The sequence below is a fragment of the Lentilactobacillus otakiensis DSM 19908 = JCM 15040 genome, from assembly GCF_001434145.1.
Taxonomy (GTDB): domain Bacteria; phylum Bacillota; class Bacilli; order Lactobacillales; family Lactobacillaceae; genus Lentilactobacillus; species Lentilactobacillus otakiensis.
On sequence record NZ_AZED01000005.1, the window covers coordinates 192,344 to 211,691 of the forward strand.

A 19,348-nucleotide genomic window follows, 5' to 3' on the forward strand; every position below is an offset into this window, starting at 1 on the left:
TATAAAAAAAGCCTGCTTTGAATTTGAGACACCCACAACGGGCGGTACCATTCTCATTCAAAGCTAGGCTTCACACTTTTGTTTTATAACGGAAAAATCCGTGCCTGATTAGGGCAATCGTATTAATGAAGATAGGATTCGTGTACTTAAATGTCTTTCACCAGACGACATTTTCTCTGAGGTGACACTACTTGGTCTTCTAAATTGACATAATCATATATTAATTCAATTATGTTGTCAATTGATTAGATCAAGTGCCTTTTCATAGACCCAGTATTTTTGAGCGCCGCTATCGGTTGAGAAGGTGACTCGGTACCAATCGTGACCATTGGATTTTGTTCCGATGTCATCAATATAAACCTTCTTGCCAACGGAAGCTTTGACTGAATCCCATGAATATGACTTGACCCCAGAGCGGGAATTCTTAATATGGTTATATAATCTATATGACTTGTAGTCGTCTCCTAATGACGCCTGTGAATCTGCTTTGGCATATGTGACCTTGTCATATGCCTTTTTTGCTGATGAAGCTGTTAATGAACCATGAGCTGCGCCGTCCGCTGCCAAATTGTTATAGGTGGTCTTCACCAACTGATAGAATTGGGCGAACGTGTATTTGGAACCAAAGTATTTCTTACCTGCTGATGCATAATAGCCGGCTGGATCGGTGTGATTAGTACCACCCAGATATTTGGAAACACCCCCGTGTGACCAAACAGTTCCCTTGCCATCGTATGCGGCATCATTCGGTGTCAAACCATACTTGTTCAAAATGTATGCAGTGTAGTAAGCAGCATTGGCGATTTCATGGGCAAATGCTGATTTACTATGAACCTCAACCTGTTCAAATTGAACAAAGCGAGCATTAGCTGGATAGCCGGCACCCCAAGATAAGTAATTGGTGTTGGCAATGTTAATGATCCGGCTGGCGTCAACGAAAGAATGCACGAAGGCGTTATTATAATTTTTCTTCATGTAGGCAATTTCGTTGTAAATGGTTGAATTTGGGTTGGCAGTTTCATGAACAACAACGCCCTCCGGCTTTCCAACACCCTTCCGATAAGCGTTCTTAGGAAAACCACCCCACACAGAAGATGTTACGTGTGCATGGCCGATGTTATTGCTGGCAATATAATCGTTTACGCTACTGGCCCCCGCTGTGCTGCTTAGTCCAAACATACCGATTGCCGCCAGCGTTAGCGAGCAAAGGGCAGTTATAATCGCTCTTTTCTTCAAATCAATTAGTCCCTTCAGAATTGTTTATTAGTGTTTTTTAAAAGTTCGTTTTAAATGTTTAATTTATTTTTACATAGTGGTAATTAGCTACGGTCATTAATATATACGATTTGCATGATACAATTCAACCAGACAAAAAGCCCACGAACAGCGACTTAACGCTTACCCGTGGGCTTTACAGTACTAATTGTCAATCATATTAAGAGTTGTTGACAAAATTCTTAAATTGTTTCACAAACGACTGATATATCAACACTTTGACGCTGTAATAATCATTTGTTGGAAAGCTTGGCCAAATGCAGTTTACGCTGGCAGTCAGGACAGATCCCGGTGACCTCTAACTGAGTTCCGGTTACCAGAAAGTCGGTTTTGTCTCGAGTGGTCTGTTGGACATGCTTCACCAACTCGGGGTAATCGTCGTCAAAAATATCGATAATCTTGCCACAGTTCTCACAGATCGCGTGATAGTGGGGAACCCCAAAATAGTCGTAGCGAATGCCACCGTCATTATTCGGCAGTTCGATAACCAGGCCGTTGTCGACTAACATTCTTAATGTATTGTAGATTGTAGCCACACTTAAGTTGGGTAATTTGTCCTCGATCCCATCACGAATGGTTTCGACATCTGGATGGTTATGGTGGGTAATCAAATAATCCAGGATTACCTCACGCTGTGGAGTAATTCGGATACCCTGTTTTTTAAGCTGACCAAGAGAATGTTTTAAAGTTGCGTTTGTCATTTTAGGTGCACCTCCATGAGGAGCGGTTCAGTAAGGTATCATTTCAAGTTCATTATAATTCATTTTGCACTTTAGAACAATTCTAATATGATAATTGAAATTGTGCAAGAAATTCGTATTGTTTGACGGTCTTCAGCTGATTTAGTTTGAAATCAATTTAAATACTAATGGTAAATTGATTGGCTTGTATCACTTCAAATCCAAGGCCAGTTAAATCCTTTTGAGTTTGGGATGATGCGTTGGTAAATGTGATTGAAAGCTGGTCAAAATTAAAATGATCCTGGGCAAAACGAACCGTTCGTTCAACCACTTCCGCCAGGCACTCGCTGTGATCCTGATCAATAATGAATTCAATCGAACCATGTTTGGCAGCTTCATCAAATCCACGCAGGCTGATGATGCCGACGAACACCTCCGAATTAGAATCAGTAATGCCCCAGGTAAGTTCTTTGGCATTCATGACCCGACGCATTATGTGATTAATCTCTTTAACGGTATCAAGAATTTTGCTGGGCATTTTTTCAGCTTTGGCAGTGGTGATAGATGGCTTGGAAAATAAGTCATCAATTGATTTGACGGGTGTTTGAGTGAGCCAATCAAGCGTCAAATGGGCGGTGAGAACTGGATGAAATTTTTCAAAAGATGTCATAAAGTGGGTTCCTTTCGTGAAAAAGCTTTCAAAGGTGTTTTGGTTACGTTTTATCTGTGGCATAATGAACCTATAAAGTTATTTTGGAGGGAAAATTTTGATAGAAAAATACTTGCTTGGGACATACACCCGAAGAATTAGTAAAGGTGTTTATCAATTAGAATTGGATACTGAAAATAAAAAACTACAAAACTTGGTGTTTGTGGGCAGCGCCATCGACCCAACCTATGTAGCCGAATCTGATCAAAAGCGGATTTATGCGATTACCAAGGTCAAAGATGACCAAGACAACGTTACCGGGGGCTTTGTCGAATGGGATGGCACCAGCACCGATTTTCCATTGAAGCCGATCGCTTCGATTCATGACCAGGAAACCTCACCGGCCTACATCTCAGTTGATGAAGACAAGCAGTTGGTCTTCACCGCCAACTATCATGCTGGAACTGTTAACTCATATAAAATTGGCGCCGATGGCTCAATTTCTAAAGCTGATCGAATTATGGACAAGGGGAAACTCGGCTTTCGTAAAGAACAGCAGGATGGCCCTCATCCACATTATATCAATTTAACACCGGAAGGCCGAATTGTTGCCGTTGATTTGGGCGTCGACAAAGTCTTCATTTATGATTTGCAAGACAGCGGCAAATTAGTTCCTGTCAGCGAATTACAAATGCAGGATGGTTACGGTCCCCGTCACATCTACTTCGATCCTAAGAAGAAAGTTGCCTATCTGGTGGGTGAATTGAGCAGCAACGTTGCCGTATTGGATTACGATGCTGACAAGGGCGTTCTATCATTACGTGATATCAATTCAACGATTCCAGATGACTGGACGGAACATAATGGTGCCGCTGCAATTCGGGTATCAAAGGATGGCCGTTTCGTGTATGTTTCCAACCGTGGTAATAACTCAATCGCCGTCTTTAGTTCAGACGAAAAAGGGAATTTGTCATTGATCCAGAGAATCTCAACGGAAGGGGACTTCCCACGGGACTTTAATTTGAGCGATGATGAATCGTTTGTCATTGCCCTGAACCAAAATTCAGACAACGCCACATTGTACACACGCGACAGTGAATCAGGCAAATTGACGATGGTGCAGAAGGACTTCATGGTGCCCGAAGGGGTTAGTATTTTGAGAAAGAAGTAGAGTGCGGATTGGGGCGGTTAACAACCGTAGGCTAAGGGGGATCGCTTGAAAATCGAGTTTGATTTTCGAGGGATTTCCCTTAGCTGCAGGTTGTTGCCCCAAGTAGCACATTTTGGCTATATAGCCTTACCTGCCACCACTGACCAAACCAACAAACACAAAATCTAAACTAACAAAGCTGGGACTAAATCACAACGATTTAGCTCCAGCTTTTTGCATTTAAATATTATTTGGAACGGCCGACGTCTCTAGTTGACCTTTGTTTGAATCGTTCCCAAGCCATCAATCTCACTGGTGAACACGTCGCCAGATTTTAAGAAGACTTGCGGATCTCTGCCAACGCCGGTGCCACTTGGGGTTCCGGTAAAAATAAGATCGCCTGGGTACAATTCGATGACACCTGAAATATATGAAATCAAGGTTTGAATATCAAAAATCATCTTGTTAACAGTCGCCTGCTGCATAATTTCACCGTTAACCTTGGTCGTAACATTTTTTGAAACAATGTCGTCAACGTCAGCAATTGTGCTTATGTAAGGGCCGATAGGTGAGTAATTTTTGAATGATTTTCCGAGATCAAACTGGGTACTTGGGCCATCGATTGATTGGACGGTTCGATCGGAAATATCTTGGCCGACCGTGTAACCGGCAATCGCATCTTCAGCGTCTTCCCGGCTGATGTTGCGGCCACCGCGGCCAATCACAATTACCAATTCAGATTCCCAGTCAACTGTATCGCCACTGAGGTGAATTGAATTATGAGGCCCGGCAAGTGAGCTGACAAACTTGTTAAAGACATTCGGTCGTTTAGGCTTCACGATGTCCATTTCTTTCATGTGATCAAGATAGTTGAAACCAATTGCGGGTAATTGACGAGGATGCTGAACGGGCTGCTCGAACTTCTCTGGGTCGAGCTGTTCTGCGGCATCGTTGTCGATAATTTTGTCGTCATTAATATCAATTAGGACGTTTGACAAGAAGTTTTGCCAATCGTTCAAAATATCGTCGATTGAGTCGTAACCAGTAATTGGAACGCCCCAGAACTGACCGTTTTGGAGCGCAACGAATGTTGGCTGATTATTATACATTGCTAATTTCAATATTACCCCTCCTGGCTTTCATTCAATTAACGAACAGCGATATTAGTATACACCCAATCGCATTTTTTGGCACGAGAACGCTTACTGATTCCCATTCCGCCAAAAGTTTTGCAGAACATTTTTGAGTTGGGCAGCATTATTGGTCACTTTAATATTGGTCCAATTCTGCGGAAAAATTTGCCGATAACGGGTTTGATTAAAGCGTTGATCCATTAAAACAATGACCCCCTTATCGTCATCGGTCCGAATCACTCGGCCGGCTGCTTGGCTGACATTGTTGAAGCCGGGAAGCTGATAAGCAAACGAAAAGCCTTGGCCGTTTAGGGAGTCGAAATAGTCTCTGATGAGATCGGATTCTTTGTTCATTCCAGGCAGTCCAACGCTCACGATTCCAACGCCGATCAGTTGGTCGTTTTTGAGATCGATTCCCTCCGAAAAAATACCGCCAAGCAGTGCAAAGCCAACTTTCGTCTGATGATCGTCAGTTCGAAAAGCGTCGAGAAATGCAGTTCGGGCAGCGTTATCCATGTCTGGTTTCTGGTTAATCACATTCACGTCTGGATGCAACTCGACAAATTTGCTTAAAGTGGCGTTTAAATAGGCCATCGAAGGAAAAAACATCATGTAATGCCCAGATTTTTGACTGATCATCGTGAAGATGTTGTCGCAAATTGGTTGCAAACTGTTTTCCCGGTTGGCATACAAGGTGTTGATATTATTGGCAATAACGACCTGACAATTTTTTGGTGGAAATGACGAATGGGAAATCATGCCGAGACTGTCGTCTTCGTCCCCCAATACTTGTTGATAATAGGGCATCGGACTCAAAGTTGCCGAAAACAGAATCGCTGCTCGTCCTAAATTCAGACTCGCTTTGAGCTGCTTACTGGGATCCATGCAGAACTGGCGGAAGATGATCGTATGATCACCGATAATGATCCGGGTGCGATAGGTTTCGTCATAAAATGTGCTGATGAGATAATAGCGCCGGCACTGCAGGTAGTAGTCAACGACTGCATCAACGGTATCACTTGGTGTTTGAGTAGCCAGCCATTGATGAATCGTCTCGATTAAGTTTTCTAAGGTGTTGTTGAAATTATCCAGCGGGGCTAGTTGGGCAATCTGTTTATCGACAACTTCTGCGGCTGGCTTACTGTAACGCTTGAATGAACGTTTTAAGGATTCCAGTCGTTTAATCACCTTTTGGTTGGATGTCTTATGTTTAACCAACTGTTCCAGTAGGGGATTAATTGGTGAGGATTCCAAGGTCGCTGAATACATTTCTCGAGATCGTTGAACTAAATTGTGGACTTCATCCACCAAGAAACAGTTGGTTGGGTCAGGAAACGAAAAGAACCGTTGGAGGTGGACTTGGGGGTCGAACAGATAGTTATAATCACAAATGATGACGTCACAAAACAAGCTGACATCGAGTGAAAACTCGAAGGGGTCAACTTTGTGCTTTTCTGCGTATTCTTGGATCGTGTTCTTGGTAATTTGATCCTCATGTTGAATGATATCTTTAATGGCAGGGCGAACCCGGTCATAATAACCCACCATATACGGATTTTTCTCGGGTGGGAGTTCTTTTTCAGTTGGAAAAGTAATTTTGTCTTTGGCCGTTAGGGTGATGCTTTTGAGCGTCAATCCCTGTTGCGCCATGATTGAGATGGTGTTCTCGGCAACATGGCGGGTGCTTTGCTTGGCCGTAAAATAAAAGATCCGATTGATTAATTGTTCGCCCATTGATTTAATAGCTGGAAACAGCGTTGAGATAGTCTTCCCAGTTCCAGTCGGGGCCTCAACGAAGAGGTGCTTTTCCAATAGGATCGTTTTATAGACGTTCGTCGCCAGCTTGTGTTGGCCTGGCCGGTAATCGGGAAACGGGAACTTTAATTGTTTGGCTGAATTGATTCGGCGTTCATCCAAATCATGGCGCAGTTGAATCCACTGTTCGAACTCAGTTACCAGTGCTGTAAAGAAAAGTTCCGAGTCCGTTTTAGTGAAAAGTTGGGTCTTGGTGGTGATTTTTTCATCCGGCGTCTGGACGTACGTCAACTGGAGGTCGACTGATTTGATGTCGGCTTGATGCATGACGATGTACGAGTAAACTTTGACCTGACCCCAATAGAGCTGCAATGTGGAGTCTGGAATAGATTTGAATTCCAGGTCGGAAGTTTTGATTTCTTCGATCAGTGGATTGCCATCACGTTCGTCGATGCCGTCTGCTCGGCCACTAATGACATATTCGTCGTCCATATACTGGATAGATGTTTTCAATGCCACCTCTGATTGATAGGAGGCCGGTCGGCTGTGCTGGATTTTGCGGTGGATCCGGCTGCCTTCTTGAGCAGTGTTTTCACTGCTAAGGACCGGGCTGAGGTCGCCTGTCCGCAGCAAAAATTCCACTAATTCTCGAATGCCGACTTGATGCACGGCCATACCCAACCCCTCCTTTCATTTCGAAATATCTAACGTCTATTATACAAAATTATTGAACGTATGTTTGGAAAATCTCGGTTTGAAAAAATCCACAAGTAAAGTAAAATTGTGAGTATGAGTAATTGCGAGAGGATGTGGGATTGTGACACCAAAATTTGGTGAGGTTTACCGAACAAAACATGAAACCTATTTTGCGATTGGCGAGGTTGTGACCCATAACCCGCAATTGATTTTGGACAACGTGAATTACATTGGCAAGAAGAATTTTGTGATTCACATCAAATTTGGTCAGGGGATCGCCCGAAAAGCGATTTTGATGGTGAAAATGAGTGGACAAGCCCTGCCGAAATATTTGGATCAGACTGATATTCGATTGTTTGAACGAGCAGTCGCCGATCATGAATTGGAACTGGTGAACTTGGATGACAAGTTGAGCGGTTATCAATTTGTGGACGAATTGGAAATTGAAGATCCGGCTGATGAAAAAATTGCTAATGTTGCCAGCATTCGTGAGAACACCATTCAGTTGGTGGAAGATTATTTAAACCAGCTGCAGGCAAAGATCGACAAGCTGTCCCAACGCAAGGCTAACCACTATTTTTCCAGCAAGGCCCATTATGAAGACGTGAAGGATTTTCTGTTGTCGGTAGCACCATACATGGATCTACGACTGAAGCAAAGCCAGGTTCGCCAAGACGAATGGCGGTTAAAATTGAGATTGGGAGGCCAATAAAATGTTGAACGAAGAAAAGCTTCGGGTAATTGTTGAGACCTTCGCCAAATATAACATTGAGATTCAGACTGCCGGGATGCAGATTGTTGGCATCAATGGTCAATCCGCGGATTTTGACGCAACCACCTTTATGCAAGATCAGTTGATCGAGATGATTTGTAAGGTCATGGCTAATCAATTGATTCATGAGACTTGGAAATATGAGCAAAAAAAATGATTCGGCACTTTTGGCCGAATCATTTTTTAATTTGTTAGACTGTTTGATTCTTCAAATTTTCTACAAAACGCAGATAAGCTGGTTGCTCATCAGTTTCCGTAATTTCTGCATGATCCAAATCATTGGCATGCAGGTCAGTTTCAGGAATCTCGATTTTGTGGGTGAATGTTGCATTTCCGATTAAATCAATTGAGAAGGTATCATCTCGGCTGTGAACACGAGTTTTAACCATCCCACCTGGATTGTACACGGAAATCAATTCATCAAAATCAGCCATTTCCGGATGATTTAAGCAGAACGCCAAGCTGGTCGCTGACATTCCGGTGCCACAAGCGTTGGTGAAGCCAACTCCCCGTTCATAAGTTCGAACAAATAAAGTGTTGTGGTCCAGAATTTTCGCAAAGCTCACGTTGACGCCATCTGGGAAATAGTCGTTGGGTTCATTGAGCATCTTGCCTAGTTGACCCAATGTTTTTGAGTGCATTGTGTCGTCATCGACAAAGCTGATCAAATGAGGATTTGGCACTGAAATGGCGGTAAACTTGAGCCCTGGTGCGAAGGCTGGAACAGCTTTGTTAATCAAGGTATCAGTTCCCAAGTTATCAAAGGGGAGGGTCTCCTTAGCAAACGTCACAGGCGAAATTTCAACACTGAATGTTGGCACGTTGTCAGCGAGGTCTGCTTCGCGGTGAACATGTAAGTCACTGTCCATGGTTTCAACCTTGAAGGCATCTTTGTTAAATTTATCGGAAAGATAACGCGACACGGTTCGTAAGCCATTGCCACACATTGAAGCAATGCTGCCATCAGTGTTGATGACCTGCATGCTGCCTAACGTGCCTTCATGATCAGATTTGTCAATGACCAGCAGTCCATCGGCACCGTTGAGGAGCCCAGTTTCAGGTTCAGTAATGTGTTTGGCCAAAGCCACCAATTCTGGTTGACTTAACTTAGTTTGTAATTCAGTTTGATCCAAAATAAAGAATTTATTTTGTGACCCATGGACTTTTAATAATTGAACCATAACGCTCCTCCTTTACACTTCCGCCTGATATTCGAGTTGGTTAACGGAAGGATTTTCTTTAAAAAAATGTTGGTAAATGTATTTAACAGCAGCATCGGCATCCGATTGACGGGTTCCCAGCATAATTGAAATTCGGGAAGCACCTTGGTTGATCATGTGGACGGGAATGTCGTGTTCGGCAAGTGGCCGGATGATATTTTCAATCGTTCCAACTCGAGCCCGCATGCCTTCACCAACCACCATGATGATCGCGTAGTCATCAATCCAATCCAATGTATCTGGGTTGAGCTCGACCTGAATGTCATGACACATTTTTTTAATTGTATCACTGTCCAGCTGACTACGGTCAAATATGATCGTCAAATCATCAATTCCTGATGGCATATGCTCGTATGAAACGCCATATTTGTAAAGGATCTGTAAAATTTTAAGGGTAAAACCAACTTCCTTGTTCAGCAGGTATCTGTGAAGATAAAGGGCTGAAAAGCGGTTGGACCCTGCGATACCGGTGACTGGTCGTTTGGAGGTAAAGTCTTTTTCCGGCACGATTAAAGTTCCTGGGAGCTCTGGGTTGTTGGTGTTCTTCACGTTGATTGGAACCTGCCCTTGAATGGCGGGGATGATTGCTTCGTCGTTGAACACTGAGAAGCCAGCGTAGGAAAGTTCACGCATCTCTCTGAAAGTCATTTTGTGGATCGGTCGGGCATCAGGAACAATTTTGGGATTAGCCGCAAAGATTGCGTCAACATCTGTGAAGTTTTCATAGAGTGAAGCGTGAAGGCCACGAGCCAAAATTGATCCAGTAATGTCTGAGCCGCCGCGAGCAAACGTGACGATGTTGCCATCTTCTGTAAAGCCAAAGAATCCCGGGAAGACGAGTTTTTCGTCGCCATATTTTAGTTGGGTGAGATTAGTGTAAGTCTGTTCCAGGACGGTTGCGCCATTGGGGTCGTCACTCAATAGGATGCCAGCTTCACTGGGATCAACAAAGCGTGCTTTAGTGCCAGTTTGAGTCAAGCAGGCCGCAAATAATTCTGCATTGAGGCGCTCGCCATGAGCTTTGAAAGCTGCCATCAGGTAGTCGTCATTAGGGTAAGATTTGCTCGGCAGGGTGTTTAACTTGTCTTTGATATCATTGAGAACGGTTTGTGGAACGCCGAAACCTTTGCCAATTTCCTGGTAGCGGGCAAAGATGTCAGCAACAATCTGTTTGGCATCCATGCCCTTGATGATGGCGTTGGCGTATTTGATCAGCAGATCAGTCACCTTGATGTCATTCGCAAATCTTTTCCCTGGTGCAGAAGTGACGACAATTTTTCGCTCCGGATCACTTTCAACGATGTTGATCACTTTTTGAACATGGGCGGCATCCGCTAAGGAACTGCCCCCAAACTTAACGACTTTCATAACTTTCCTTCACTCCCTGGCTATTCCCATTAATTAACAATTCGATTAGAGATTGTTAAAACGAATTTTAGCAGTTTTGAATTATTTTGCAAGAGTCAGTCGTTTGTCGACTTGTGTTTGCATAAATTTACAAAAGCGTCGTTAAAACTATTGACACTTTATGAGAATCATTATAAAATTGTGACAATTAAATCATTAGAGGTTGCAACCAACATCAGTAATTAGTGGAGTTCCTACCTGAACTTTGAAGCTAATGAAAGGGGCGGTTGCCGAAGCACCATGTGAGGTAGCACTTGGCGCGCTGGGACTTAGCTTAAAAGGCTATGGACTGTCGCGGCGGATAAGTCGGCTGCGGGGCGCTAACGACAAATGATACGGAATATGATTTTAAAATTCTGAATCTCTTTGTTCGGCGTTCGCCGAATGAAGAGATTTTTTATTTCAATAATTTTTGGAGGAGAAGACATGAGCAATCAAATTGACCAGTTATCAACCAATCAAGCGGGACACCTACAAATCGGGGGAGTGGATTCACTGGATCTCGTCAAGCAGTACAAAACACCATTGGTGGTTTACGATGTTAAAGCCATCCGCGACCAGATTCACCATTTCCAAAAGGTGTTCCAAGATAACGGTGTCGATTTCGCAGTCAGTTATGCCAGCAAAGCATTCGCCTGCATTGCCATGTTCCAATTGATTAATCAGGAAAAGGGTCACATCGACGTTGTGTCCGGCGGCGAGTTATACACGGCGATCAAGGCAGGCTTCCCAATGGAGCGGGTTAGTTTCCATGGAAATGACAAGTCACGGGAAGAATTGGAAATGGCCGTTGACCATCAAATCGGGGTCATTATCTTAGATAACTTTCATGAAATTGATTTGCTGAAGGAAGTTCTGGCCGACAAAGAATCACACATCAATGTGATGCTGCGAGTGACACCGGGAATTTCCGCTCATACTCATGAATATGATCAAACCGGCCAAGTTGACAGTAAATTTGGCTTTGACATTCAAAGCGGTCAGGCCCGCAAAGCACTTGGCTTGGTCCTTGAAGACGATCGCATGAACATGTTGGGAATCCACTGCCACATTGGTTCACAGATTTTTGAAGTCAAAGGGTTTGAAATGGCAGCTGTGAAGCTGATCGATACCTTAGCCGAATGGAATAAGGAAATCGGGTATGTTGCCAAGGTTGTCAACGTCGGCGGTGGCTTTGGAATTAAGTACACCGAAGAAGACGACCCAATTGCACCAGAGATGTTCGTTGATGCAATCGTGAAGGCAATCAAGAAGCGGACAGAAGAAACCAACCTGCCAATGCCTGCCGTTTGGATTGAGCCCGGCCGATCGATTGCCGGTCCTGCCGGATACAATTTATACACAGTTGGCAGTCGTAAAGATGTTCCAGGCATTCGATCATATGTCACAGTTGATGGCGGCATGGGTGACAATATTCGCCCAGCACTCTACCAAGCCAAGTATGAAGCAGTTTTGGCTAAGAACCCAACTGCTCCTACCAAAGAAACGGTTCGAATTGCCGGCAAGTATTGTGAATCTGGTGACATCCTGATTCAAAAGCAAGATTTGCCAGCAACCCAGCCCGGCGACGTCTTGGCAATGTTGGACACCGGTGCCTATGGATACGCAATGGCATCCAACTACAACCGCAATCCACGACCAGCTGTTGTATTTGTCGAAAATGGCAAGTCACAAGTTGCCATTAGACGAGAAACATTTGAAGATTTACTATCACTAGATGAAGAATTCGAATAACGAAGGAGAATAGTAATGGAACAATTAAGCGCACGCGAAATCATCGATTTTATAGGGAATGCCAAAAAGAAAACCCCAGTCAAGGTTTACCTCAAAGGGACAATCAAGGACATCAAGTTTCCCAAATCAATCAAAGCATTTGCTGAAAAACACACGGCCACATTCTTTGGGGATTGGGAAGACGTCAAACGTTTTCTCAAGAAGAACAAGGCGGCCATCGATGATTACGAAATTGAGGCTGATTCCCGAAATTCCGCTGTTCCATTGTTAGACATTAAAGATATCAATGCCCGGATTGAACCAGGCGCCATCATTCGTGATCACGTTACAATAGGAAACAACGCCGTGATTATGATGGGTGCAATTATCAATATCGGCGCAGAAATCGGTGATGACACCATGATTGACATGGGGGTCGTCATGGGCGGCAGAGCGATTGTCGGGAAGCATTCCCACATCGGTGCCGGTGCTGTCTTGGCCGGAGTAGTCGAACCTGCTTCTGCCAAACCGGTTCAGATTGATGACAATGTTTTGGTAGGTGCCAATGCCGTGGTCATTGAAGGCGTTCATGTTGGTGAAGGCGCCGTTGTTGCGGCAGGCTCGATTGTCACCAAAGACGTTGCCCCACATACGGTGGTTGCTGGCGTACCTGCTCGCAAAGTTAAGGATGTTGACGAAAAGACAACCTCAGAAACTGGTTTGGAAGACGATTTAAGAAAGTTGTGATTCAATGACTCAACTAACTAAGGAAGAATTAATTGGTATCCGCAGGCACTTGCATGAGTATCCTGAGTTGGCGATGCACGAAACCACCACTCATGACTACCTGTTGAAAACCATTCAATCCTTCAACCAACAATACATTGAAATAAAAGAAATTCCTAAGTTGCCCACCGCACTGTTGGTGTACGTGAATGGTTCCAATCCCAAGCGGACAATCGGTTATCGTACCGATATCGATGCGCTGCCGGTTACCGAGCAGACGGGATTACCATTTTCATCTAAAAATCCTGGCGTGATGCACGCCTGTGGTCATGACATTCATATGACCGTCGCACTGGGGGTTCTGAACTGGTTTACCGAGCATCAGCCAGCTGATAACCTGATTTTCTTCTTCCAACCCGCCGAGGAAAGTGAAAACGGCGGCAAGGTTGCTTATGAACTAGGCGTATTTCAAGGAAAGTGGCGGCCAGATGAATTTTATGGGCTCCACGACAATCCTGATCTACCTGCTGGTGCAATTGGCTGCCGGATGGGAACTTTGTTTGCCGGAACCACTGAAGTTAATGTCGACCTGATTGGCAAAAGCGGCCACGCGGCATATCCACAAAATGCGAACGACATGGTGGTTGCCGCAGCCGAATTTATCGGTCAGGTGCAGACGATTGTTTCCAGAAGTGTTAACCCAATCGAAGGCGGTGTGATTACCTTTGGCAAATTGGACGCAGGTACGATCCGAAACGTCATCGCCGGTCAAGCCAGGATCGAAGGCACCATTCGCGGACTGACTCAAAAGATGATTGAACACATTGTTGATCGACTGAAGATGGTCGCCAATGGCATTGCAACCAGCTACGGTGCTGAAGTGGACATTCATTTTAACCAAGGCGGCTACTTACCGGTTGAAAATAACGATGAGTTGACCAAACGCTTCATTGAATTTGCCAAACAGGATCCGGAAACCGATTTTGTTGAAACTGAACCGGCAATGACCGGCGAGGATTTCGGTTACCTATTATCCAAGATTCCCGGAACCATGTTTTGGCTGGGGGTCGACGATGATTCACAGCTCCACTCGGCAACTTTGAACCCCAAAGAATCGTCAATTCCAAAGGGCATTAATTCGATTACCAGATTTTTTGAATACAGGATGAATAATTAAACTAACAAAAAAGAAAGTAGGGATTCTTATGATTAGTGCAGATATTATGACAGCGATTGTGACCCCATTTGGTGAAGACGGCAATATCAACTTTGATGGTTTGGAAAAATTAACCAACCATTTAATTGATACTGGCAGCCGTGGATTTGTCATCGGCGGAACGACTGGTGAAACACCAACTTTGAGTCATGATGAAAAGATTGAGCTTTACACCCGTTTCGCACAAATCGTTGCTGGCCGAGGCACCATTATTGCCGGTACCGGTAGCAACAACACTGCTGAAACGGTGCAGCTAACTGCTGAAGTTGGCAATATCCCCGGCATTGATTACGCGCTCGTGGTTGTGCCATACTATAACAAACCAAATCAACGCGGAATGGTTGCCCACTTCACCGCTGTCGCAGAACAATCACCAGTTCCGTTGATCATTTACAATATTCCTGGTCGAACCGGCGTCACCATGGCGAACGACACGGTGATTGAATTATCACACAACAGCAACATCGCTGGTGTTAAACAATGTACTTCATTGGAAGACTTGGAATATCTGGTTCAAAACACCCCTGATGATTTTAACGTCTACACCGGTGAAGATGCCCAGGCGTTGTCTGCCAAAGCAGTTGGTGCCAACGGTGTGATCTCAGTTACCAGCCATATCTATGGTCGAGAAATGCGGAAGATGTACGATGCTCTTGAATCGGGTGATGTTGAGACTGCTGGTGATATGATGCGTTTCTTAACACCTAAAGTTCAAGCATTGTTCATGTACCCATCACCATCATGTATCAAAGCTATTTTGAACGTTCAAGGCTTTGGTGCCGGTGACTGCCGTCTTCCAATTCTTTCGTTAAACGACGAAGAGAAAGCCACGTTGGCCGCAAAATTAGGGGTTAAACGCTTGGAAGACATTCCGGTGGACGGGACTGAAATGGCACACAGTTAATCCGCTTGATTTGGAATTCGATAAACATAGACAAGGGAGTTTTTCTCAATGATTAAAGTTTTAGTCGCTGGTTTTATGGGTTCAATGGGTCAAAAGACCGTTCAGATGGTCAATAAAAATAACGATTTTGAATTGGTTGGCGCCTACAACCCTGGAATTGACACGGTTCATCTCCAAGGGATGGGGATGGACGATCGGGTCAAATTGTTTGCAAACTTGGACGATATCGACACAGACGCCGACGTCTGGATTGATTTTACAGTCCCAGGTGCAGCGTTTGATAACGCCAAATTTGCGATTGAACACGGCATTCATCCAGTCATTGGCACATCGGGGATGACCGATGACCAGGTTGCCCAGCTGAGCAAGTTGGCAGAAGAAAAACAGGTTGGCGGCATTCTTGCTCCCAACTTTGGTATTTCAGCGGTCTTGTTAATGAAATTTGCCAAAGAAGCCGCTAAGTACATGCCAGGTGTTGAAATCATTGAAATGCACCACGACGACAAGCTGGATGCGCCTTCAGGGACCGCATTGGCAACCGCTAAAATGATTGCCGAAGTTCGTGGCAAGCAGGATGCTCCGACCACTGAGGAAACCTTAAAGGGTGTCCGTGGCGGTGATTACGATGGTATCAAAATTCATTCCGTGCGTCTGCCAGGGTATGTTGCCCATGAACAAGTCTTATTTGGCAGCAAAGGTGAAGCATTAACCATCAGGCAGGACTCGTTTGACCGCGGCTCATTTATGAGTGGGGTTGAACTGGCTGTACCGGCAGCTGCCAAAGCAACTCAATTGATCGTCGGCTTGGAAAACATTATGTAATTAAAATTCAGGAGGAAAATATGCCACAGTTAGACAGCAAACTTTCAGAAGTAGTAAATCAAAACGTGAACGCAGTTGGCCCTTCAGGGATTCGTGAATTTGACCAAGAGATTTCATCGATCCCCGGTATCGTTAAATTAACGATTGGTGAACCGGACTTTGATGTTCCGGAACATGCCAAGGAGGCTGCCATTAAGAGTATTGAGGAAAATAAATCTCACTATTCTGCTCAAAAGGGGATTGCCGAATTACGTGCTGGTATCAGCAATTATCTCAAACAACGGACGGGTGTTTACTATGATCCAGCATCCGAAATTATTGTCACCGTTGGGGCTACAGAGGCTATTTTTTCAGCGTTGACTTCAATTTTGAATCCTGGTGATAAAGTCATCGTGCCGACACCTGCATTTGCGCTGTATTTCCCAATCATCAAGGTGGCTGGGGCTGAGCTGATCACAATTGATACTTCTGACGATGGGTTTGTCTTAACTCCTGAGAAGCTGCAAAAAGTCCTTGATGAAAACGGGGACAGTGTTAAAGCAATTATTTTGAATTATCCTTCCAACCCAACTGGTGTTGAATATTCAGAGGCCCAACTTAAAGCCTTGGCTGATATTATTTCTCAACACAAGATGTATGTGTTGGCTGATGAAATTTATAGTGAATTGACTTATGGTGTGGAACATCATTCAATCGCTGCTATGATTCCAGGGCAAACCATTTTAATCAATGGTTTATCTAAATCCCACGCAATGACCGGGTATCGTATCGGATATATTGCCGCTCCCAAGGATTTTGTGACCAATGCTTCCAAGATGCACGCCTTCGTGGTGACTGCACCTTCCAACCCAGCCCAATACGCTGCTGCTGAAGCTTTGAATAATGGTCTTGATGATCCAATCCCAATGCGGGCTGCTTATCATAAACGTCGGGATTACATTGCGGATCGACTTGAGAAAATGGGGATGCACATTGTCATGCCTCAAGGCGCTTTTTACATTTTTGCCAAAATTCCTGATACAATAGACGAAACATCAGTCGAATTTGCGACTGAGTTGGCTAAGAATGCCAAAGTTGGTGTTACTCCAGGATCAGCATTTGGTCCCGGCGGTGAAGGTTGGATCCGGATGTCATACGCCGCTTCTGATGACGACATCAAGTTGGCAATGGATCGAATGAACAGTTATTTACTTGAATTAACGAAATAAAGAAAAGGGGATTCATTAGATGAAAGAGTTTAACGTCGCAATTTTAGGTGCTACGGGAGCTGTTGGAACCCGCATGATTCAACAATTAGAGCAATCAACCATTCCAGTTAAGAGTGTTAAATTGCTGGCCTCCTCACGTTCTGCAGGTAAAGTTCTGCAGTTCCGTGGTGAAGATATCACGGTTGAAGAAACCACCCCGGATTCATTCAACGGGATTGATTTGGTTCTGTCTTCAGCTGGTGGCTCAACTTCTAAGAAATTCCTGCCGGAAGCTGTTAAACGTGGCGCTGTCTGTGTCGATAACACCAGTGCTTTCCGGATGGAAAAAGAAGTTCCGTTGGTCATTCCTGAAGTTAACGAAAAGGCGCTTTACAATCATCGCGGCATTATCGCCAACCCTAACTGTTCAACGATTCAAATGGTGGTTTGTCTCGACCCTATTTATAGGAAGTACGGTTTGAAACAAGTCATTGTTTCAACTTACCAAGCTGTTTCTGGTGCTGGTCAATCAGCACTGAATGAGTTGATGGAAGAATCTCAACAAGTTTTGAATGGCGAACCAACTGATCCAAAGATCCTGCCTACCAAGGGTGACAAGAAACATTACCAAATGGCCTTTAACCTCTTACCGCAGATCGATGTTTTTGAATCCGACGGTTACTACACTCATGAAGAGTGGAAAATGATTCATGAAACCAAGAAGATTATGCTTGATGATATGGATGCCAAGGATATCAAAGTAACTGCAACTTGTGTCCGAGTACCAATTCGAATTGCCCATGGTGAGTCAGTCTACTTTGAAGTTGCTGACCAAACTGCGACTGCTGATCAAATCAAGGCTGTCTTGGATGGTGCAGATGGCGTTGTCTTACAAGACGACACTGCCCACCAAATTTATCCTCAATCAATTGAGGCTGAAGGCAAGCGTGACACCTTCGTCGGTCGTGTTCGTCCCGATTTCGAAAACGAAGGGGCATTCAACATGTGGGTTGTTTCCGATAACCTATTGAAGGGTGCTGCTTGGAACGCTGTCCAGATTGCGGAACGTTTGGTTGCCGATGATTTGGTTAGAGTGCCGGATGACCCGTACTTGGGATAGTGAGCGACTAGCATCAGTTGCGTCGGAGCTGTCCTAATCTACATGAAATAGAAATTTGATTCACACATAATTCAAAAATTAACAAAAGGCCGACCATTTTTCGAATTGGTCGGTCTTTTTTACATAAAAAAAGCAAAACCCAAGAATGAATTTTCAGGTTTCACCAATTGCTGCTGAGTTAGATTGAGTGACTTCCGGAGGTCAATGATTGCTGTGGCATAATCAAATTGCTGGTCATAGTAAGCATCTTCTTTTCCAAGCCGGGGCGTTCCTTCATAAATTTTTAATCAAATCATCAGTCTGGGTCATGATACTTTCTCCTTCTGGCGCGTGTTTTTTTTAGTTCAGATTGGGGCGTTTTCTGAGATCTTTACATAAAAACACCACAGTATTGACTATGGTGAGGATGAAGAGACAATTTATTTAATTACGATACACCAAGCCTTTCTTTCAAAGCATCGGTAAGCGTTGCAGAAAAGTTGATGTGGTGTTGGTTGCCCAGGTCATTAAGGTACTTAGGAATGGTAAGCGTCTTTTTAACACTTGCATTTTCTTCCCGTTCCCTAGCAATAGTCGTGTCCACTTCAATTGGAATAACCAATTGATTTTGACTATGGGGGATGTTTTGGGGATCAGAAAGGGTCGGCAAGGCATCATGATAATCTTGTACTGTGAGCAGATATCCCTCTAAAGCGTCATGGGCCATGTGAAGAGCATCAGACATATTATCACCAAAAGTTACTACATGGGGATCAAAATCGGGAAAGTTAACTTCAACTTGGTCGTCTGAATTCTTAGTGAATAACGCAAAATATAGGTACTTCATTGTAATTGCCTCCAGTTGTGATTCCACAGAAAGCGATAATAGGTGAGTTTAAGATCCGATTTTATTTTTCATCAATTATATGAAATTTCAAAAATTG

18 protein-coding genes and 1 riboswitch are annotated in these 19,348 nt (G+C 44.1%); of the genes, 10 read left to right on the plus strand and 8 right to left on the minus strand.

Features of this window, described 5'->3' with window-relative positions; translation table 11 throughout:
- Nucleotides 1-237 precede the first annotated feature (237 nt).
- The 3 genes from FD05_RS02545 to FD05_RS02555 form a co-directional block, all read right to left on the minus strand.
- The gene (locus FD05_RS02545; RefSeq protein WP_039932901.1) at nt 238-1,236 is read right to left on the minus strand and encodes a peptidoglycan recognition protein family protein; all 999 of its coding nucleotides are present in this window, start codon (nt 1,234-1,236) and stop codon (nt 238-240) included.
- A 272-nt stretch (nt 1,237-1,508) separates the two neighbouring features.
- The gene (locus FD05_RS02550) at nt 1,509-1,976 is read right to left on the minus strand and encodes a Fur family transcriptional regulator (RefSeq protein ID WP_020281248.1); all 468 of its coding nucleotides are present in this window, start codon (nt 1,974-1,976) and stop codon (nt 1,509-1,511) included.
- 157 nt (nt 1,977-2,133) lie between these two features.
- A complete protein-coding gene (locus FD05_RS02555; RefSeq protein ID WP_020281247.1) occupies nt 2,134-2,625 on the minus strand; it encodes a GNAT family N-acetyltransferase in 492 nt (163 codons plus the stop codon).
- A 97-nt stretch (nt 2,626-2,722) separates the two neighbouring features.
- Here FD05_RS02555 and FD05_RS02560 point away from each other — a divergent pair, with 97 nt between their 5' ends.
- Nucleotides 2,723-3,775 carry a lactonase family protein gene (locus FD05_RS02560; protein ID WP_020281246.1) on the plus strand — a complete coding sequence of 351 codons (1,053 nt, stop codon included), beginning with the start codon at nt 2,723-2,725 and terminating at the stop codon, nt 3,773-3,775.
- Nucleotides 3,776-4,023: 248 nt separating this feature from the next.
- Here FD05_RS02560 and FD05_RS02565 read toward each other — a convergent pair whose 3' ends face one another.
- Together FD05_RS02565 and FD05_RS02570 are read right to left on the minus strand one after the other, a co-directional pair.
- On the minus strand, nt 4,024-4,875 hold the full coding sequence (locus FD05_RS02565; RefSeq protein ID WP_039932899.1) for a fumarylacetoacetate hydrolase family protein: 852 nt from the start codon (nt 4,873-4,875) through the stop codon (nt 4,024-4,026).
- Between the two features lie 81 nt (nt 4,876-4,956).
- Nucleotides 4,957-7,317 (minus strand): ATP-dependent DNA helicase, encoded by a 2,361-nt coding sequence (locus FD05_RS02570; RefSeq protein ID WP_020281244.1) that lies wholly within the window; start codon nt 7,315-7,317, stop codon nt 4,957-4,959.
- A 142-nt stretch (nt 7,318-7,459) separates the two neighbouring features.
- On the opposite strand from FD05_RS02570, the gene FD05_RS02575 reads away from it, so the two are divergent.
- Together FD05_RS02575 and FD05_RS02580 are read left to right on the plus strand one after the other, a co-directional pair.
- Complete coding sequence (locus tag FD05_RS02575) at nt 7,460-8,050, plus strand: hypothetical protein (protein ID WP_020281243.1); 591 nt, start codon at nt 7,460-7,462, stop codon at nt 8,048-8,050.
- A gap of 1 nt (nt 8,051) precedes the next feature.
- Nucleotides 8,052-8,267, plus strand: coding sequence for a hypothetical protein (locus FD05_RS02580; RefSeq protein WP_020281242.1), 216 nt, complete (start codon nt 8,052-8,054; stop codon nt 8,265-8,267).
- A 34-nt stretch (nt 8,268-8,301) separates the two neighbouring features.
- Here the strand turns inward: FD05_RS02580 and dapF are convergent, their stop codons facing one another.
- On the minus strand, nt 8,302-9,291 hold the full coding sequence (gene dapF, locus FD05_RS02585; protein ID WP_020281241.1) for a diaminopimelate epimerase: 990 nt from the start codon (nt 9,289-9,291) through the stop codon (nt 8,302-8,304).
- Between the two features lie 12 nt (nt 9,292-9,303).
- Nucleotides 9,304-10,698: an aspartate kinase gene (locus FD05_RS02590; RefSeq protein ID WP_020281240.1), complete on the minus strand. Its 1,395-nt coding sequence runs from the start codon at nt 10,696-10,698 to the stop codon at nt 9,304-9,306.
- A 188-nt stretch (nt 10,699-10,886) separates the two neighbouring features.
- Nucleotides 10,887-11,068, plus strand: a riboswitch (Lysine riboswitch).
- Between the two features lie 95 nt (nt 11,069-11,163).
- Between FD05_RS02590 and lysA the strand changes: the two genes are divergently transcribed.
- Genes lysA through FD05_RS02625 form a run of 7 tightly spaced genes read left to right on the plus strand, consistent with a single transcriptional unit; the run spans nt 11,164 to nt 18,425 of the window.
- Entirely contained in the window at nt 11,164-12,471 is a 1,308-nt protein-coding gene (gene lysA / locus FD05_RS02595) for a diaminopimelate decarboxylase (protein WP_020281238.1), read from the plus strand.
- A gap of 15 nt (nt 12,472-12,486) precedes the next feature.
- Nucleotides 12,487-13,197: a 2,3,4,5-tetrahydropyridine-2,6-dicarboxylate N-acetyltransferase gene (dapD, locus tag FD05_RS02600; RefSeq protein ID WP_020281237.1), complete on the plus strand. Its 711-nt coding sequence runs from the start codon at nt 12,487-12,489 to the stop codon at nt 13,195-13,197.
- A 4-nt stretch (nt 13,198-13,201) separates the two neighbouring features.
- Nucleotides 13,202-14,353 (plus strand): N-acetyldiaminopimelate deacetylase, encoded by a 1,152-nt coding sequence (locus FD05_RS02605; protein WP_020281236.1) that lies wholly within the window; start codon nt 13,202-13,204, stop codon nt 14,351-14,353.
- 28 nt (nt 14,354-14,381) lie between these two features.
- The gene (gene dapA, locus FD05_RS02610) at nt 14,382-15,296 is read left to right on the plus strand and encodes a 4-hydroxy-tetrahydrodipicolinate synthase (protein WP_039932896.1); all 915 of its coding nucleotides are present in this window, start codon (nt 14,382-14,384) and stop codon (nt 15,294-15,296) included.
- A gap of 48 nt (nt 15,297-15,344) precedes the next feature.
- On the plus strand, nt 15,345-16,118 hold the full coding sequence (gene dapB, locus FD05_RS02615) for a 4-hydroxy-tetrahydrodipicolinate reductase (RefSeq protein ID WP_020281234.1): 774 nt from the start codon (nt 15,345-15,347) through the stop codon (nt 16,116-16,118).
- 20 nt (nt 16,119-16,138) lie between these two features.
- Nucleotides 16,139-17,326: an aminotransferase class I/II-fold pyridoxal phosphate-dependent enzyme gene (locus FD05_RS02620; RefSeq protein ID WP_020281233.1), complete on the plus strand. Its 1,188-nt coding sequence runs from the start codon at nt 16,139-16,141 to the stop codon at nt 17,324-17,326.
- Nucleotides 17,327-17,345: 19 nt separating this feature from the next.
- Entirely contained in the window at nt 17,346-18,425 is a 1,080-nt protein-coding gene (locus FD05_RS02625; RefSeq protein WP_020281232.1) for an aspartate-semialdehyde dehydrogenase, read from the plus strand.
- Between the two features lie 427 nt (nt 18,426-18,852).
- Here FD05_RS02625 and FD05_RS02630 read toward each other — a convergent pair whose 3' ends face one another.
- Nucleotides 18,853-19,251: a type II toxin-antitoxin system HicB family antitoxin gene (locus FD05_RS02630; RefSeq protein WP_020281231.1), complete on the minus strand. Its 399-nt coding sequence runs from the start codon at nt 19,249-19,251 to the stop codon at nt 18,853-18,855.
- Between the last annotated feature and the right edge of the window lie 97 nt (nt 19,252-19,348).

Bases quoted from the DNA above. Each gene is read 5' to 3' on its own strand.
- FD05_RS02550 (WP_020281248.1), bottom strand. From the start codon at position 1,976: ATGACAAACGCAACTTTAAAACATTCTCTTGGTCAGCTTAAAAAACAG.
- FD05_RS02555 (WP_020281247.1), bottom strand. From the start codon at position 2,625: ATGACATCTTTTGAAAAATTTCATCCAGTTCTCACCGCCCATTTGACG.
- FD05_RS02570 (WP_020281244.1), bottom strand. From the start codon at position 7,317: ATGGCCGTGCATCAAGTCGGCATTCGAGAATTAGTGGAATTTTTGCTG.
- FD05_RS02580 (WP_020281242.1), top strand. From the start codon at position 8,052: ATGTTGAACGAAGAAAAGCTTCGGGTAATTGTTGAGACCTTCGCCAAA.
- dapF (WP_020281241.1), bottom strand. From the start codon at position 9,291: ATGGTTCAATTATTAAAAGTCCATGGGTCACAAAATAAATTCTTTATT.
- FD05_RS02590 (WP_020281240.1), bottom strand. From the start codon at position 10,698: ATGAAAGTCGTTAAGTTTGGGGGCAGTTCCTTAGCGGATGCCGCCCAT.
- lysA (WP_020281238.1), top strand. From the start codon at position 11,164: ATGAGCAATCAAATTGACCAGTTATCAACCAATCAAGCGGGACACCTA.
- dapD (WP_020281237.1), top strand. From the start codon at position 12,487: ATGGAACAATTAAGCGCACGCGAAATCATCGATTTTATAGGGAATGCC.
- FD05_RS02605 (WP_020281236.1), top strand. From the start codon at position 13,202: ATGACTCAACTAACTAAGGAAGAATTAATTGGTATCCGCAGGCACTTG.
- dapA (WP_039932896.1), top strand. From the start codon at position 14,382: ATGATTAGTGCAGATATTATGACAGCGATTGTGACCCCATTTGGTGAA.
- dapB (WP_020281234.1), top strand. From the start codon at position 15,345: ATGATTAAAGTTTTAGTCGCTGGTTTTATGGGTTCAATGGGTCAAAAG.
- FD05_RS02620 (WP_020281233.1), top strand. From the start codon at position 16,139: ATGCCACAGTTAGACAGCAAACTTTCAGAAGTAGTAAATCAAAACGTG.
- FD05_RS02625 (WP_020281232.1), top strand. From the start codon at position 17,346: ATGAAAGAGTTTAACGTCGCAATTTTAGGTGCTACGGGAGCTGTTGGA.
- FD05_RS02630 (WP_020281231.1), bottom strand. From the start codon at position 19,251: ATGAAGTACCTATATTTTGCGTTATTCACTAAGAATTCAGACGACCAA.